Below are 18,404 nucleotides of genomic sequence, written 5' to 3'. Positions count from 1 at the left end.
GGATCAGCCCTGTGCCGCCGCCCGTGGGCGCGTCGGCAGCCGGATGCACACCTGCGTGCCGCGTCCCCTGGCGCTCTCCACGTCGATGTGCCCACCCGCTGCCTGCACCAGGCTCGCCGTCACCGCCAGACCGAGTCCGGTGCCCTGGCCCATCGGTTTGGTGGTGAAGAACGGCTCCAGGCACCGGGCGCGCACCTCCTCGCTCATGCCGTGGCCGCTGTCGCTGGCCCGCAGGACCACCTCGTCCACGCGCGACGGCTGCGTCACGGTCAGGCTGAAGTGCCCACCCTCCGGCATGGCCTGGTTGGCATTGACCGCCAGGCTGATCAGGATCGACTCCAACTGGGCCGGATCGAAGTGGATGAGGCACTGCACCTGGCCGCTGTCCACCTCGCACCGCACGCCGGGGTGGAAGACCTGCTGCAGCATCGGTGCCATGTCCGAAACCACCGTGGCCACATCCAGCAGGCAAGGCCGGCTGTCTTCGAGCCGGCTGAAATCCAGCAGCCGCCTGCTGACCGCAGTCGCCCGCCGCACCGCGGAATCACCGCCCTGCAGGGCGGCCTGCAGCTCACTGCCCTGACTGCGCCGCGCTTTGGCGATGTAGCTCTGGATCAATGCCAGCAGGTGATTGAAATCATGCGCGATGCCACTGGCGAGGCGGCCGACGTTCTCCATCTTCATCGCATGCACCAGCTGGCCGCGCGAGCGCTCCTTCTCCTGCATCTCCAACTGCAGCTGATCGCGCTTGCGGGCCAGATCGCGGCCGTGGTCGCGTGCCACCTGCAGGCTTTCGCGCAGGCCGGTGACGCTGTGGTGCAGCAGCCAGGCGGCCAGCAGCGTGCCGAAGACGCAGACCGCCAGGTCGTTCACGGCCGCCAGCAGCCGATCGGGGTGGAACATCACGCTGGACGCGTCCACCCACGCACCCACCACGATCAACAGGCTGATCCAGGCGGCCACCCCCGCCAGCGGGCGCCGCCCGAGAACGGCCGAGACCAGCATGACCGGCATCAGCAGCACCAGTTGCAGCCGCAACTGTGCGGCCAGGCCCCAATAGACATAGGCCGCCGTCAGCAGGAGCAGCTGGCCACAGACAAACACGGCAGCCGCACGCAGCGACCGCCCGGCCCGCTGCTCCCACAGGCACAGCCCGCACAGCAGCGCGTGCAGCGTGGCGATGACCGGGACCATCGGGTCCAGACCCACTCCCATCCGCAGGGCGGTCCAGCCGGCCATCAGCAGATGGAACAGGCCCACCAGGCACAGCAGGCCCCGCAGCATGGTCTCGGTACGCCGCCCAAGCGACTGTGGCGCGGTGGCAGGGCGCGGACCGGTCCGGGCGGTCGATGCGGTAGTGGACATGCGCGGCAGGCTCCAGGCCGGTGCGACGGCGACCGGCGGCAAGGAGGGTATAGTAGCCACGCACAAGCTGGCAGTACCGTCGCGGGCGCTCCGCATCGCCGCCGGCCTGCACTCGACCGGGAAGTCGTCGCTCCTATGCCCAAGTTGTCACGTGTCCGTCGCGGCGTGTCCGCGCTCGTCTGCCTGTTGTCGGTCGCTGCGCCCTGCGCACTGGCGCAGCATCCGATCAACAGCGCACCGCTGGTCGCCCAGGTCCAGCAATGCCATGCCCTGCTGACCAGCGCGCCACGGACATCGCTGCAGATGGCGCGTGCGCTGCTCGCATCGCCGTCGCTGCCGACCTCGATCGAGATCGGTGCCCTGGCGTGTCTGGGCGTGGCATTGCGCTCGCAGGGCCAGCTCGACCAGGCCGCAGACCTGCCGGCGCGGCTGCAGGCCGCGGCTGCCCGCCCCGATGCGAATCCCGAAGACCGGCTCCGCGCCCAGTCGATGGCCGCGCACCTGCTGTTGTGGCGCGGCGATCATGCACAGGCACTGGAGCTGACCAATCTGTTCCTGGAAGAAGCCGTCCGCCAACGGGACGTGCAGGGGCAGATCGGTGCGCTGATGCAGATTGCCATGATCCGCGGTGATGCGATGGGCGACCCGCAGGGCGCACTGACCTATCTGCAGAAAGCCACCGCCCTGAACCAGCACATGCGACGGCCGCCCAACCCGGGCGATCTGATCCTGTACTACAACTACGGCTTTGCGCTGCTGCAGATGCATCGGCATGAAGAGGCCTCCACCGCGTTCACCCGTGCCGAAGCCATCGGCACGCGCCTGGGCGGCCAGGAGCTCTTTCTGCACCGCATCGTCAGCCATCGTGCCGAGATCCAGCGACTGGCCGGGCAGTTGCCCGAGGCCGAGGCGAAGTTCCGCAGCGTGCTGGACTGGCAGGCCGTGCAGGACCCGCAGGGCCACATCGTCACGTTGCAGCGGCTGGCGCGGCTGACCCTCGACCGGGCAGGGGCCGAGGCCGCGTTGCCGCTGGCGGAGCAGGCCCAGGTCGCGGCGGAGCGGGGTCGCTTCACCGACGAGGTCCGCGCCGGCCTGGATCTGCTCGGCGACATCCACACCCTGCGGGGCGAACGCGCCCTGGCCTTGCGGTACGCGCGCGAGGCCCGCGACATCGACCGCGCGCGCAGCAAGGGCGACACCCTCAACCAGCTCGCCCGGCTGCAGGCCACCGCGGAGCGCAGCATCGACCCGGCCGAGGTCAATGCAATGCAGGACCTGGGCCGCGTGCGCGTGCTGCGCAACAGCGCGCTGGTGGCGCTGCTGGTGGTGGTGGCCGTCGCCACCGTCATCGTGCTGCGCATGCGCCGGCAGCGGCGCCGCCTCACGCTGCTGAGCAGCACCGACATGGTGACCGGGCTGGTCAACCGCCGGGAAGCCGAGCGCCTGCTCGCCGCGGACCGGGCCAGGAGCGGTACCGAGCAGCGCAGCGTGGTGATGCTGGTGGAACTGGATGCGTTCAAGGCGCTCAACGAACGGCATGGCGAGGCCGCCGGCGACGCCGTGCTGCGCGCGGTGGGCCGGTGCCTGCGCCAGCACTGCGACAGCCATGACCGGATCGCGCGATGGAGCGGCGCCACTTTCCTGGTTGCGCGGCATGACACCGCCGCGCCGGCTGCGCAGGCGTTGGCCAGCCATCTGCGCGCGGCGATCGAGCGGCTGGTGGTGGACACGGGCCCCGGCCAGCACCTGACCCTGACCGCCAGCATCGGTATGGCACCCCTGCCCCTCTTCGCCGGTGCGCCGGACGCGCTTGACGACAGCCTGCGCGCGGCCGACCGGGCGCTGCAGAGCGCGCGCCGCAGCGGCCACAACGCCTGGGCCATGCTGTGGGGCGAGGACGCCGGCCGCGACGTCGATCTGTACAGCCTGCTGCACGACCCCGCACGGGCCATGACCTGCGGCTGGCTGTCGCTGGCCGGAAGCCGGCCGATGGCCTGGCTTCCGCCGCGCCCGGAGCCGGTCCGTTCGCCCGTGGATCAGGACGTACAGACCGGCACTTGATGTCCGGACCGACCGGTCAGCGCGTTACCTCGAACCGCACCTCGACCCGCCGGTTCGGCAGCAGGCATTCCAGCAGCGCCGCGCGTGGGCGCACGCCATCGCACTGCTGCACCTGCTGGGTATCGCCCCGGTACTCGTAGCGGATGCGGGCCGGATCAATGCCGCGGCCGACCAGCAGTTCGCGCACCGTGCGTGCCCGCCGTTCGGAGAGCGACTGGTTGGCGTCGAAGCCGCGGCCCTGCATGCGATCGGCATGGCCAACCAGGGTGATGCCCTGCAATTGCAGGCCTTCGTCGGCGATCCGGGCCAGCGCACGGTCCACGCTTTCCAGGGAGTAGGTGCGGATGTCACGGTACGCATCGCGGTCGAACTCGAACAGCACATTGGCGACCAGCGGCCCCGGTGCGGCGGCGATGGCCGGCACGGCGCCGCACTGGCGGGCCAGCGCTTCTGCTTCGTTGACCAGTTCCTCGGCAATCTGGATGTACGGCTTGGAGTGCCGCCACTGCTGCTGGTTGAACTCGTTGCCGGCATGCACCAGCTCGACCTCGCCACAGGCGACCTGCTGCTGGGCGCAACTGAAGCCCGGCGCACCGTGCAGCACCCGCAGGCGTTGCCACAGGTCATCGCGCAGGTACTTGGCCTTGTTCACCAGCGGGGTGTCGGTGGGCAGCGGCGAGACGCCCTGCTCCATGCCCACGATCAGCTTCTCCGACTCGGTGAGCGCCTGCTGCGGGAACGCGCTGCGGTCGTTGCGGCTGTACTCGTGGAATGACACGTCCAGCCAGCACTGCGCCTTGGACAGGTGGTAATCGCGGATCGGGCGGCCCCCATCGTTGAGCGCCTGGATCCGGCCCTGGGTCGCCTCGTAGGCGCCGTGATCGGCATGGATCGCCTCGTCGGTGATGCGTTTCTGCTGCGGCAGCAGCTGTGTCTGCTGTGCACCGGCGGGCGCGACAACGCTGGCGAGCAGCGCGGCGGCGAGCAGCGAGGGGACAGCACGGTTCATCGGGGAAAGAGTGGTCATCAGGGCATCCTCAGCGTGCCGGGTCGCGGTAGCGGACGGGGTCCGGCCGGAAAAGGTCTTCATCGAACTTGAAGCGCAGGCGCAGGAACACGCCCTGCTGGGTGTACTCGTACCCGTTGAGGTCGCGGTCGCCGTCGAAGCCGGTCCAGTTGTAGCCGGCCGACAGCCACAGGTTCTGCCGCAGCAGGCGGCCGACCTCCATGCCGTAGGCGTACTGGTTGGCGCCGGCCTGCCCGCGGAAGGTGGAGGCAAGCACGCCGATGTCCCAGTTCTCGGTGATGTCGTACACCACCCGCCCGGACAGCAACACGGCCCGGAAGCGGCTGTTGACGCGCGCACTGTCGGTGTAGGCGAACTGGTCCTGCTGCCACTTGCCTGCCACGCGGCCGGTCAGCCACCACGGCCGCGACGGGTGCCAGTCAGCATGGGCCGAGACGATGTGCGCGCGGGTGCGCACGTCCTGGCTGGTGCCATCAACGGTGTTGCCGTCGGACAGGGTCAGGCCGCTTTCATCGCGTTCGAGCTTGTATTCGTAGCGCGCCAGCGCGTTGATCCGGTTGCGGTCGGTATCGCGGTAGGCGACGCCGAGCTGGAAGCGGTCCTGCAGCACATCGCCGCGGGCATCGTAGCGTGTGCTGAGCAGGTAGTTGCGGGCCAGCAGGGTCCAGTCACGGCTGAGCTTGCGGGCAAGCATGAACTGCAGCAGCGTGGTGTTGAAGGCCTCGTTGGTGGCCGTGTCGGGCACGTCCTCGGAGATGCGGTGCTCGGCCCGGATCGCGCCGCGCCACAGCGGATTGGCGCTGTAGTCCAAGGCCAGCGCCAGGCCGGTGCTGTCACCGGTGCTGCCGTCGATCACCTTGACGTGCTCGGCCGAACTGGCCAGGCGCAGGCCTTCGCGGATGTCCCAGGTGTTGCGGATGCCCGAGGCAGCCTGTACATCGCGGCCACTGATCGAATCGCGCAGGCGGTACTCGCTGAAGGTCTGGGTATCGCGCAGATAGCTGCTGTCGATACCGAACACCAGTGCGTCGGCCTCGCGGTCGGTGGTGGTGATGCCGTACGCGCTGGTCAGGCCGGTCTGCTTCTCGTAGCGGCCATACACCCGGCTGCGCTCGAACACCTGGTAGTCCAGGCCCGCGGCCAGACGCCGGCGATCTTCGCCACTGACGCTGTGCTCCACTTCCGCGCCCGCGCTGAGGCGGTCATTGAGGCGATAGCCCAGGCCAAACCGCGCACTGTCCGATTCGAGCTCGGTGCCCACCGGCAGGTCGCTGGTGATCGGGCTGCCGGTGCTGCTGCCGTTGATGACCATCAGGCCGGTCAGCGGGTCCAGCGCCTGCTGCCCGTACCCCAGCGCGCCACCGCCGGAACCGGTCGCAAACCCGCCGGTCAGGCCGCCGGCATTGCCGAACGGCACACCGGACGACCACGGCGAGGTCACGCCGATGGTCTCGCGGATGCTGCGCACGCCCAGGTCCACGGTCAGGCGGTCGGTGGCGCCGATGCGCACGCCGGCGCCACCCGCGTCGCGCTTGCCGCCGTCCGGATTGCGGTCCTCGCTGCGCAGGCCTTCCACATACAGTTCCAGCCGCGGGCCGACCCGGTAGGCAACGCGCGCGTTGTACTCGCCACGGCCGCCATACAGCGGGGCCGCCGGGTTGTTGAACGCCGGATCGGTGCGGGCGGCAAACAGGCGCGCGTCCAGCTTGTCGGCACGGTGCGCGAACTCCACACGCCAGGCATCGCCTTCAACCTCGCCGCTGATGTCCTTCAGGCCCTGCGAGGTGATCTGGTTGATCGAATTGGTGTTGACCTCGCTGCGGGTCCGCGCGAACTCGGCCACCAGCAGCGTGTTGGCCCCGAACCGGTAGCTCGCGTTGGCGCTGCCCATCTTGAACTCGGCATACGGGTTGCGGTCCTCGACCGCCGCCGCGCCGACTTCGAGCTGGTCGGTCAGTTTGACCTGCGCATCGGCGCCGACCACCCAGAACTTTTCGGTGCCCTGGTCCAGCTCATAGGTGATGCGCAGCGAGACCGGGTTGAGGTCGCTGTCGAAGGCCGGCAGGAACTGATTGAGCAGGATGCGGCCGGAGAACGGCTCGAAGCTGTAGTCGACCAGCCGCGCCAGCGAGCGCACCGAGGTGATGCGCGTGGGCTGGTTGCGGTCGCGCACGATCACTTCCACGCGTTCGCTGCCTTCCAGCACGGCGTTGTTGCGCAGTGCGTAGGGCCCACTGCCCTGGCTGCGGAACTCCTCGATCACCTGGCGCAGCGAATCCTGCATCGCAAACACATTGCTGCGCACGCGCTCGCTTTCGAAGTGCCAGCCCAGGCCGGTGGCGGTCCGGTTGTAGGTACCCAGGCTGCGCTGCGGAATCGCGCCGCTGCCACCGATACCGGTGGCCGTGGCAAGGGTGTCGCCGGTCTGGAAGTCGCCGTACAGCAGGTAGCTGCGCCGGTTGTCGATGCGCACGTACAGGCGCTCGGCCGAGCGCGCATCGAAGCCACGCAGCGACGAATCGCCATAGACCGGATAGAACTCTTCAGGCTGGATATCGCGCAGCAGGCGGCCGCGGGTGTCCTTGTCCGAATCGTAGGCGGCGGTCAGCAGGTACTCGCCCTTGATGCGCCCCTTGACGAAGAACGCGGTACGCGCGGCCGCATTGGCCTTGCCGTTGTTGAACTGGCGCTCCCAGCGGCGGATGTCGCGGTCGAACGCGTCGTGGTGCTCCACCGGGGAGATCAGACCGGCATTGCTGCGCCGGCGGAAGTTGACCACGCCCTCGATCAGGCCGGTTGCCAGCAGCTCACGCATTTCCGGCAGGAAGCCGATGGTGCCCTGTGCGGTCTCGGCGCCGGCGGTGATGCGCAGCACCACGTCCTGCGGGTCGTGCGGCGCGAGCAGGTCGAACTCGGCCACGCCGTCCACTACCTGCAGCTGGATGCCGGGGGTGACCTTGTCGGCGTCGAGCGCGCCCGGTCCGAGTTCGTCGGTGCGCGAGCCCGGCAGGCGGATGCGGCCACCGCTGGTCTCGATCGTGGCGTAGGTGGTGCCGGCCAGCGCGCGGCCGGCGGCATCGAGCAGCTGCACGCGCACGTGCACCGCACTCTGGCCATCGGCCGGTACGCCATCCCGGTCCAGCTCGACCAGGATGCGGTCGAGCGTACCGGGCACGGCGCTGTCCAGTGCGCGCGGCGCGGCATCGGTGCTGGCAGGGCTGCGCGGGTACAGGGTGCTGGCATCGCCGAGAACCGGCGTGAAGCGGCCAGCGCTGCCCACGCTCTGCGCCATCGCAGGTACGGCGGCCAGGGCGCAGGCCAGCAGGCTCAGGCGCGGCAGGCGGTACAACGGGTGGGCGCGGCTCATGGCTGCACCTCCGTCGAAGCGCCGGCAGCGGGCGGGTTGGCTCTGGGATGCACGATCGGTCTCTGGTTGGCCGAGTCGGTCGCCTGTTGCGGCGCCCGCGCGGGTTTGCTGTCAAAGCGCAGCGGCGCCTGCCCGGTTTCGGTCTCCGGCGCACGTACCTCACCCTGGGTGCGGCGGGCCTTGACCTGCTCCAGCACCGGGTTGGCACAGCTGCCCTCGATGAAATCGGCGCGGTGCAGTTCGCCGTTCTTGAGATCCAGGAACAGGCTGTCGGCATCGCCCAGGTTGCGGTTGCTGCTGGTGGTCAGGCGCGCGCCGACCGGCAACGTGCTGGCATCCACCTTCAGCGTGTGGCTCTGCGGCGGCAGGCCGCAGTAGCTGTACTTGCCTTCGGAGTCGCTGATCACCCACGTGCCGTCGGAGAAGTACAGCCGCACGCCCGGGATGCCCAGTTCTTCGCGGTCCTGCACATGGTTGTTGTTGCAGTCCATGAACACCTTGCCCAGCACGCAGGCCTGGTCGGTGAACACGCCACCGGTGACCCGCACGCGGTACTCGGCGCGGTTGGACGGGAGCGCGCCGGGCAGCGGGGTGATGCTGCCGGTATCGATGCAGCCGCCGCTGAAGGCACAGCCGAACGCCTGGGCACGGTTGATGCCGTCGCCCTGCTGCGCACCCACGCCCACCCGCACGCGGTAGGTCAGGACGATCTGCCCGCCGACCGCGATCGGGCCGACATCGAAGCCCAGCAGCGGGCCCGGCTTGCCGGAGGGATCGGTCACGGCGCGGCCATCGGCACGTGCGGTGCCGTCGATGTAGGTGAAGCCGCGCGGCAGACGATCGATCACGTTGACCGTGCGCAGCGCGCTGCCCGCGGTCTGGCGGATGGTGATCGTGTACTGCACGGTGTCGCCGATCTCGGCGGTCTGGCGGTCGCCGTTCTTGCTGATGGCCAGGCCCGTTGCCACCGCAGTGTCCAGCGGCAGGTGGTTGTTGATGATCGCGGCGGTATCCGAGCCGGCGAACAGGCCCAGGTAGTACTGGGTCGGCAGGCCGACCGCACCGGTCGGCGCGAGACGGTTCGGCTGCACCTCATGGTTGGCACCCGCGCCGCCTGCCGGCGACAGCGAGCCACTCTGCGGCGGGATCAACGTGGACACGAACTGGTAGCTGCCCGGCGGCGTGACGGTGAGCTTGAATTCGCAACGGGCCGGCGCGGCCGGACCGAACGCGAACTGGTAGAAGCCCTCGCTGCCCACCGTCATCGAGATCGCACTGCCCTCGAGGCGATAGCCACCGCTGCCGGCATTGAGCACCGCGGTGCGCGGGTCGTAACCGGTGCACACGCCCACCGGGCTCAGGGTCACGATCGAGCCCGGGACCGGGTCACGGGTGGTGGCGTCGTAGACCACGCCCGACGGGTCCACCGGCAGGCTCTGCTGCGGCAGGTGCTGGCCGGGGCGGAGCACGACTTCCAGCTGGCTGATGCCATTGTCGTTGACCCGGCAGGCACTGACCCCGGCGCGCGCGATGGCGGTCGCCGCGTCGCAGGCTTCCAGGACCCCGGACAGGGACTCGCGGGTGACCGGATTGGGCCACAGGATGTTGGAGGTCGGATCGCGGAAGCGGATGTTCCAGGTCACGCCCGGCACCACATCGGCGAAGCGGTAGCTGCCGTCGGCACCGGTGGTGGTGGTCTTCACCACCTGCCCGGTGATCGGATCGACCAGTTCGACGCCCCACGACGGCAGGCGCTGGTCGCCCCCGTCGAGCAGCTGGTCATCGCTGCCGATGTCGTACCACACGGTCCCGCCGACCGACGCGGCCAGCTGCACGGCATTCGGCACGCGGCAGGCGTTGAACTGGATCGCCTCCACGCACGCGGGCAGCTGGGTCACGTCGCCATCGAACGCCGAGCGCTCGGCGGCGGTCGGCGCGCGGAACTCGTTTTCGCCACCGCCCTCAACCAGCACGGCGTTGTGCACGGTGCCGGCCTCGGCGGCGGCGGCACCGACCAGCGCCTGCACCGCGATGGTGTCCGGCGAGGTGGCACCGGCGGCCAGTACCTGCTGGCTGCGGCAGGTGAAGCGCGTGTCGCCCACCGCGCCGGTGCAGACCCAACCGGTACCGGTCGGGGCAGCGGCGAGGGTCAGGCCGGCAGGCAGGCGGTCGTGCACGACATATTCGCCGCGCGACGGCTGCTGTCCGCCATTGCGCACCTGGAGGGTGTACGCGGCGATGTTGTTGACGGTGAAGCGCGGGCTGGCGGCCGACTTGCTGACCAGCATGTCCGGTGAATCACCAATCTCGCCGAAGTTGTTGTCCAGCGAATCGCCGCCCAGCGGCAGCACGATCTGGCCGATGGTCGACGGTACGGTCTCGCGGCCGCTGGCCACGCCGGTGACCACGCCACCCACGGTGCCGGCACGGGTGATGCCATTGAGGGTCTGCGGCGGCTGGGTCGGCTCGGTCACCGTATAGGTGCCCGGGCGCAGGCCGTCGAAACGGTAGCGACCGTCGGCATCGGTGGTCAGCGTGATCGAGACCGGCTGGCCCAGATCGTCGGTGCCGGTCAGCACCACGGTGACGTTGGCGATGCCGCCCTCACCCGGATCGACCAGCCCGTTGTCGTTGCTGTCGTTGTAGACGCGCCCGGCGATGCTGCCGGTCGGAATCTCGCCAAAGTTGTTCTGGACCGACTGCTGGTTGACCCCCAGCACCAGGCCGGTGATGGTCGACGGCGTCGTGCCCGGCGCGGTCGCCGTGCCACCGGTGCTGCCGGCCACGGTACGGCCATCGCGGGTGCCTGTCGGCTGCTCCGGTTCGGTCACGGTGTAGGTGCCCGGCGGCAGGTCGCCGAAGCTGTAGTTGCCATCGGCATCGGTCACGGTGTCGCGGCTGATCGGATTTCCGACCAGGTCGGTGCCGGTCAGGGTGATGACGACGTTGGCCAGGCCGGTTTCACCCGGATCGACGACGCCATCGTTGTTGCGGTCGATCCAGACCTTGCCGCTGATCCCGCTGTTGAGCGGAATCTCGCCAAACAGGTTGTCCACCGAGGCGCTGCCCGGCGTGGACAGATCGATCGTGCCGATCCGGCTGGGCACCGTGGTCACCGGCGTGGCGGTCCCGCTGCTGACGCCATCGATGGTGCCGGCAGTGGTGATGCCGTTGCTGGTGCCGGTGGGCTGCTGCGGTTCAACCAGCGTATAGACGCCCGGGCGCAGGTCGGCAAAGGCGAAGCGGCCATCCGCATCGGTCTGCACGGTGCGCTGCACGCTGGCGCCGGTATCGTCGGTACCGGTCAGCTCGATGGTCACGCCCTCGATGCCGGTTTCGGCCGCACCCTGCTGCGTGCCGTTGTTGTCGGCGTCGAAGAACACCGTGCCGGACACGGACACGGCCAGCACTTCACCGAAGTTGTTGGCGAGCGACGCCTTGCCGGCCGGCAGCACGATCGCGCTGATGGCACTGGGCACGCTTGCCACGGGGGTGGCGGTACCGGCCGGGGTGCCGTCGATGGTGCCGGCGCGGGTGATGCCGTTGATCGTGGCGGCGCCATTGAACACCGGCTGCGCCACCTGCTGGGTCACCGTATAGGTGCCCGCCAGCAGATCGGCGAAGCGGTAGTGGCCGTCGGCATCGGTGGTGATGGCGGCAAGCGGCTGGCCCAGCGCATCGACCGTGCCGGCCGGCAGCTGTACCTGCACATTGGGCAGGCCCGGTTCGCCGGCATCCTGCACGCCATTGTTGTTGCGGTCCAGGTACACGGTGCCGGACAGACTGCCGGCGCGCTCACCGAAGTCGTTGCCGGTCGAGCCGGCCACCGGCAGGTTGACGATGTTGATCACGTTGCCGGGGGTCTGGCGACCCTCGGCCAGCCCGGTCGGCTGGGTCTCGGTGATGCGGTAGTCCTGCCCGGCCACGGCGCCGGGATAGCTGTAATGCCCATCGGCGTTGGTCAGCAGGGTTTCGCTGGTGTCGTCGCCGGTGCCGAACACACCGTCCGGACCTGCGCCCACAATGACCACCTGCACGCCGGGAATGCCGACGTCGCCGGCGTTGTTCTGGCCGTCATCGTTGCGGTCCAGGTACACCGTGCCACTGATGGGCGCGTTGGCCAGCTCGCCGAACAGGTAACCGGTGGCGTCCTGGCCGGCGTCGATACCGATGCCGGAGATCACGTTGGGCACGGCGGTGCTGCCCGGCGTGGTGGCCGTGCCGGCGGTGTGCTTGCCGTCCAGATACGCGGCCGGCTGGGTTTCGGTCAGCGTGTAGCCGGTGCCGGCCTGTGCCGGCAGCAGATCGTTGAAGCGGTAGGCGCCCGTGGCGTCGGTGGTCGCGGTCAGGCTGACCGGATTGCCGAGCACGTCGGTGCCGGTGAGGGTCACGATCACGTTGGCGATCGGGTTCTCGCCGCTGTCGCGGACGCCGTTGTTGTTGCCGGCGGCCACGTTGGAGAAATCCTCGTAGACAAGGCCGGCCAAGGAACCGAGCTTCTCGCCGAAATCGTTGCCGCTGGAGCCGGTCAACGGCAGCGTGGCGATGTCGATCCGGTTGCCCGGGTTCTCCGTCGCGTTGGCATACCCCTGCGGCTGCGTTTCGGTGATGCGGTAGTGCTGGCCGACGACCAGAGTGTCGAAGGTGTAACGGCCCTGCGCGTCGGTCTGCACGCTGACCGGCGGCAGATCGTCGGCGGTGCCGTAGACGCCGTCCGGGCCGGCGCCGGTCAGGGTGATGGTCACGTCCTGCAGGCCGCCGTTGGGCTGCGAGCCGCGGTCGCCGGCATCGCCGGCGTCGAAGTCGCCATTGCCATTACGGTCCAGATAGACATGGCCGGAGATGGCGGTGACCGCGTCTTCGCCGAAGTTGAACACGGTGCCATCGTCGCCGTTGGACAGATCGATGCCGGCGATGCGATCGGTGCTGGCGGCATCGCCGCCGGCACCGGTCGCCACGCTGCAGCTGGCGCATGCCACGCCGCCGATCAGGCCAGGATTGATCGCACTCGGACGGTTGCGGTAGCTGCCGTCCGGCAGCACTTCGCGCAGCGTGTAGATCTGCGGGTCCAGCCCCAGGAAGCTGTAGCTGCCATCGTTGCCGGTGGTACGGGTGGCCACGACAGTGCCGGTGGCATCGAGCAGTTCGAGGGTGGCATTGGCGATCGGGGCGTCGCCGGCGTCGCGCACGTTGCTGTAGTTGCCGTCCACATAGACGAAGCCGGACAGCGAGGGACGCCGCACTTCCGGGAAGTCGTAGCGCACCGCATCCATCCCCGCGCCCAGCGCGATGGTGGTGTAGACCGAGTCGGCGCTGCCGGGCGGCGTCACCGCCGCGAACACACCCCCGGCCGACGGCGCCAGCGGACCGCTGGACGGCGGGGCGACCGGGCCGTTGGCGTAGGTCGGCGGCTGGGTCTGGGTCAGGGTATACCCCTGGGCGCCTGCCGGGGCCAGGTTCTCGAAGCGATAGGCGCCCTGCGCATCGGTGGTGGCATCGAGTGCAACGGCATTGCCGTAGGCATCCTCACCGCTGAGGTGGACGCGCACGCCGGAGATCAGCGGCTCGCCGCTTTGCAGGGTGCCCCCGTTGGCACCGGCGCGGTCGCGGTCCTGGAACACCACGCCGGCCAGCGAGGAACGGAGCACGGTGTGGGTGGTGGTGTCGTCGTTGTTGCCCGGGTCCGGATCGAGCTGGTCGCTGGTGGCCTTGGCACTGTTGATGCCGGTGCCGTTGGCCGGAAGCGTGGTCCAGCGCGCGGGAATCAGCACGCGCACCTGCCCGTCCAGCGCCAGATCGCCCATCCGGCAGGTGACGGTGCGGCCCACCAGCAGGCAGTTGCCCAGGCCGGTGGTCTGCACGCCCGGGTCCGCGGTGGCACCGCGCTTCTGCCAGGTGATGGCCGCCGCGCCGCCGAGCACCTCAAGCCCATCCGGCAGGGTATCGGTGACAACCACGCCGTCGCCGTTGAGCGGGTTGGTCCCGGTGCGGTCGCGCGACAGACTGTGGCCGGGGCCGTAATTGACCACGTCCAGCACGAACCAGAACGGCTGGTGCAGGCTGACCGTGCCCGCCGCCGCCGGCAGGGGCTGGCTGGGATCGGCACTCGGGGCGAGCACTACGCTGGACTTGCGGATGGACAGGTCCGAGCGCGTGCGGATGCTGGTTTCCTGGGTGGCGGTGTTGTTGCTGGTATCGCTCTCGGCTTCGGCCGAGCGCGCGGTGACCGAATTCTTCAGCGTTTCGCCGGTGGCCGGCGGGGCGGTCATGTACTGATAGATCAGGTACAGGTAGCTGGTCTGGTTGTTGGTGATGACGCCTTCGTCGGTGGTGGTGACACCGGCGCTGGGCAGGGTGCAGGAAATGGTCTGCGGCCCGGTGCTGGGATTGGTGCTGCCAGCGGCCACCGAGCAGCGGGTGCCGACCGGTTCCAATGCACCCTGCGGGCCAGCGGCGGTGCCGGTGCGGCTGCCGACCAGGCTCACGCTGGCGCCCGGCGGCGGGGTGATGGTGTCGTCGATCATGGCGCGCGTGGCCAATGACGGGCCCGCGTTGCGCACGCTGATCTGGTAGTAGATGTAGTTGTTGACCTCCATCCCGGCGCGCGAGTCGAAGCCCAGCGGGTCCACCGCGCCGATGAAGTTCTGGTCGATCTTGTTGACGATCAGATCGACGCGACCGGCATCGAACGGCAAGGTCGCGTCCTTGCTGTCGTCGTCGGTGCGGTTGTTGTAATCGTAGGTCCGGCCGTTGGCGTCGGTGCCGCTGGACGGGTCCGGCGTACCGTCACCATCGAGGTCGAAGTGGAAACTGCCGGTATTGGTGAACTGGCGGCCGGTGTTGCCACTGTTGACGTTCGGGCGGATCTCCACCGTCATCGTTTCGGTGGAGTTGTTGGCCATGTCCTTCGGCGTGCAGGTCAGGCGCAGCGTGGCCGGCGCACTGCCGGTGTTGAACCAGGAGGTGCCACCGGGCGCCGGTGCGGAGCTGATCGACGGGTCATGTGTGGTCACCGTGCAGGCCTTGCTCGCCGCGTCCGAACCGGTACGCAGCGCGGAGAGCAGTACGAAACCGGCATCGTTGGCAGGCAGCGTGAACAGATCGCTGAAGACCACGCCACGCGCCGTCGACGGACCCCGGTTCTGGTAGGTGATGCGGTACGAGGTGTTGACGCCGGCACGCCCCGGCGTGCCCGAGGTGATGTCCTTGCGGGTGGTGGCGACATTGGCCACCGCATCGATATGGACCCAGTCCGAGGCGGTGTTGTTGCTCTGGTCGATCTCGCCCAGCGCGCCGGGAATGGCCGGATTGATGCGCACACCGGCCGTGTTGCAGAAGCGGCCCGGCAGCAGCGGCTGCCCGCCGCAGACGCCGGCCGGCTGGCCCTGGCTGTCGAACAGCCCGCGATTGACGGTGAAACGCACGGTCGCGGTCTCGTTGCGGCCCAGTACGCTGGTTCCGGCATCGCACACCCACGCGCTGCCGCTCAGGCGGCAGTTCCAGCCCGCCGGGCTGGCGTTGCCGGTCACCGTGGTCACGCCGGTGACGAAGCCCGGAATCGGGTCGTTCACCACCACGCCGGGGGTGGCTTCGCCGTCATTGTGGATCAGCAGCGTGTAGGTCACCGAATCATCGCTGTTGCGGATGATGTTGTCGGCGTCGCCCGGCCCGTTGGTCTGCTTGGTGATCGACAGATCGGCACGGTCGTCGGTGGCGCGGCTCTCGCCGCCGGCACAGTCGTTGGTGTCGTTCGGATCGCGGTTGATGCCGCCGGCGGTCACCGGCTCGAGCGAGCCGCCGCTGCCGCCGGTGCAGGCGTCATTGCGCAGCGCACCGGCGGTGCGCGCCAGCGTCTGCAGCGCCAGAGCGGGCGCGCTGGCATTGACGGCCACCGGATAACCGGTGACGAGGGTGCAGGCCACCGTCTGCGCCTGGCCGGCGGCCCACGCACGATTGACGCTGCAGCTCCAGCGCCCGATCACCACCGAGGTACCGGGGAGGATCGGCTGCCCGCTGGCATCGACCCACTGCTCGCCGGCGGCGAGCGTATCCACCACCTGCAGGTCGCCGGTGACCGCCCGTGGCCCCAGGTTCTGCACGCCAAGCGTGGACGTCATCATGCTGTCGCTGCGCACACCGGTGCCGTTCCACACCGGGACCAGCAAGGGCGAGCGGGACTTGCTCATGCGCAGATCGGCGCCATCGGGAATGATGGTCAGGCCGACGGTGCCACTGTTGTTGGCCGGCACGGGGTCCGGCGTGGTTGCGCTGATGTTCGCGGTGTTGCTGACCACCCCACTGCTGTTGGTGCCGGTCGAAGGCACCTGTGCGGTGATGGTGATGATCGCCTGCGCACCCGGCGCGAAGCTGCCGGCCAGGCTGCAGGTACGGACGCTCGCCCCGGCATTGCTGGTGCAGGTCCAGCCGGCCGGTGCCACGCCACCGGTGATCACGAAACCTTCCGGCATCGCGTCGGTCACGACCACGCCGGTGGCGGCGCTGGGGCCGTCATTGCGCGCGGTCAGGGTGTACGTCACCACCGAACCGGCCGCCGCCGGCGCCGGCGATACCGACTTGGACATCGCCAGATCCGCACCGGCGGTGACCGCCGTGGTGACGCGCGCGGCATTGTTGTCCGGCACCGCATCGGGCACGGACCCGGCGTTGACCACCGCGGCGTTGACGATGTTGCCGGTGCCGACATTGACCTTGCCGCGGAACTGGTAGCTGGCGCTCGCACCCACGGCCAGGGTGCCGTTGTAGGTGCCGTTCTGCGCGCTGAAGCTCCAGTCCGCGCCGTTGGGAGTGCCGACCAGCGTCACGTTCGGCGGCAGCGTGTCCACCACCCGGAAACCGGTGGTGACGCTGGGGCCGTTGTTCCTGACGGTGAGGGTATAGGTCACCTCGCCGCCGCCGATCACCGGATCAGGGCTGGCGGTCTTGCTCAGTTCCAGGTCGGCCGCGGCCTGGATGGTCGTGGTCTGGTTGGAACGGTTGTTGCCGACGTTGGTGTCACCGGCGAAGAACGGATCGTTGGCCTGCAGCGCCACGATCGGCGTGGTGGCCGGCGGCAACGCGGCGGCGAAGCCGATGGCCGCATGCAGGGTGATCGTCGCCGGCTGGGTCTGCACGGTGGTGACCGGCAGCTTGAACTGGTACGGCGCACCGGAGGCGCTCAGGGTCGGGTTGGTACACACCACGCGGGTGGTGCCGGCGCTGCCGGGCGATGCGCTGCAGCCGGCCGGCGCGGGGCTGCCCAGCGCCGTGCCGACCGGGAGGTCGATCAGCGTCACGCTGCCGGCAGCGGTGTCATTGGCGCCGTTCTCGACTTTGACGTTGTAGATCACGGTGGTGCCTGCCGGTACCGGGTCGTAGCCGGTATCGGAGAAATCGGTGACCTGCAGATCGATCGCCCACGCAGACAATGGCAGGGCCAGCATCAGGGTCGCCAGGACGGCGCGCCAGCGGCCCATGCGGGCTGATGTGGCTGCGCGCTCGAACGGCGTCACCGCCGCGCAGATGGCTGCGCGATCGCTATGGCTGGACATGCGTTGTTCCCCTGTTCCGGTCTCTGCTGCTTTCAGAGGGAACCCGGCCGGAAGCGGCGATGACCGCAGGCTGGCACGATGCTCCCGTGACGTACGGCGACCTGGGCGCGCGCGACTGTCGTCATGGGCACGCTCAAGCGGGGCGCATTGTGCTGTTGCACCATCGGCAAGTCAGTGCCGTCCGCTCACGCTGGCTCACACTGCCTCACACGCGGGGGTGCCCGATCTCAGGCGGTCAGCAGATAGCCTTGTCCACGCAGGGCGCGGATGGGCAGTTCCAGCCCGGTGGCGCTGCGCACGCGGGCACGCAGCCGGTGTACGAGCACATCGAGCCGGTGCGGATCGAAATCCCAGGGCGTGTCGGTGATGCGCTCGATCAGGCGATCACGGGTAACCGGCTCACCGGACGCCTCGAACAGCAACTGCAGCACGCCCCGCTCCATCGCGGTCAACGCGAGGGTCTGCCGGGCCGGCGACTGCAGCGTCCAGCCATCGGACGACAGTTGCCAGGCCTGCTGCGCGTCCATGATCGGCGGCATGACAGGGCGGGGCGCGGACAGGCGGCGGCGCAGACTGAGCAGCCCGGCAGCCAGTACATCCAGATCCAGCGGCTTGACCAGGTAGACGTCGGCTCCCTGGGTCAGTCCATGCGCCATGTCGTGCGCACTGCCGCGACCGGTCAGCATGACAATGCCGATATCGCCGGCCTGGCGCAGATGGCTGGCCACCGCATAGCCGTCTTCGCCGGGCAGGCCGACATCGAGCACGACGATGTCGCAGCGATCGTGCAGCAGCGCGCGGTAGAGCGCCTCGGCACTGCCGAGTCCACGGGCCTGTGCACCGCGCCACTGCAGGTCGTCGAGCATCAGGTCGAGCAGTTCCGGGTCGTCCTCGACCACCCAGACAGTCAACTCGTCCAGTTCCTTCTGCGCCGCCGGCAGCGGTGCGCCGCCGCGGTTGTCCTGGTCTGCCGTCACGTGGCCGCTTGCCTTGCCTTCACCGGCCTGCAGTCTAGCTGCCGTCTGGAAACGCGCCA

General features: G+C 69.3%; 6 protein-coding genes. 1 reads left to right on the top strand and 5 read right to left on the bottom strand.

The window, feature by feature from the left end:
- Positions 1–3: 3 nt before the first annotated feature.
- Positions 4–1,365 (bottom strand): ATP-binding protein, encoded by a 1,362-nt coding sequence (locus OC534_RS14895; RefSeq protein WP_037591210.1) that lies wholly within the window; start codon positions 1,363–1,365, stop codon positions 4–6.
- Positions 1,366–1,530: 165 nt separating this feature from the next.
- On the opposite strand from OC534_RS14895, the gene OC534_RS14890 reads away from it, so the two are divergent.
- Positions 1,531–3,426, top strand: coding sequence for a GGDEF domain-containing protein (locus tag OC534_RS14890; protein WP_262072074.1), 1,896 nt, complete (start codon positions 1,531–1,533; stop codon positions 3,424–3,426).
- A gap of 16 nt (positions 3,427–3,442) precedes the next feature.
- Here OC534_RS14890 and OC534_RS14885 read toward each other — a convergent pair whose 3' ends face one another.
- The 4 genes from OC534_RS14885 to OC534_RS14870 all read right to left on the bottom strand — a co-directional run bounded on the left by OC534_RS14885 (position 3,443) and on the right by OC534_RS14870 (position 18,345).
- Entirely contained in the window at positions 3,443–4,453 is a 1,011-nt protein-coding gene (locus tag OC534_RS14885) for an OmpA family protein (RefSeq protein WP_168355655.1), read from the bottom strand.
- Between the two features lie 10 nt (positions 4,454–4,463).
- Complete coding sequence (locus OC534_RS14880; RefSeq protein ID WP_153165130.1) at positions 4,464–7,820, bottom strand: Ig-like domain-containing protein; 3,357 nt, start codon at positions 7,818–7,820, stop codon at positions 4,464–4,466.
- Positions 7,817–17,368 (bottom strand): SdrD B-like domain-containing protein, encoded by a 9,552-nt coding sequence (locus OC534_RS14875; RefSeq protein WP_262072073.1) that lies wholly within the window; start codon positions 17,366–17,368, stop codon positions 7,817–7,819. The genes OC534_RS14880 and OC534_RS14875 overlap by 4 nt, the downstream gene beginning before the upstream one ends.
- Positions 17,369–17,595: 227 nt before the next feature.
- A complete protein-coding gene (locus OC534_RS14870) occupies positions 17,596–18,345 on the bottom strand; it encodes a response regulator transcription factor (RefSeq protein WP_262072072.1) in 750 nt (249 codons plus the stop codon).
- Between the last annotated feature and the right edge of the window lie 59 nt (positions 18,346–18,404).

It is taken from the genome of Stenotrophomonas sp. Marseille-Q5258 (assembly GCF_946900935.1).
Lineage (GTDB): Bacteria > Pseudomonadota > Gammaproteobacteria > Xanthomonadales > Xanthomonadaceae > Stenotrophomonas > Stenotrophomonas nematodicola.
This window is presented reverse-complemented; position numbering and strand designations above follow the sequence as displayed.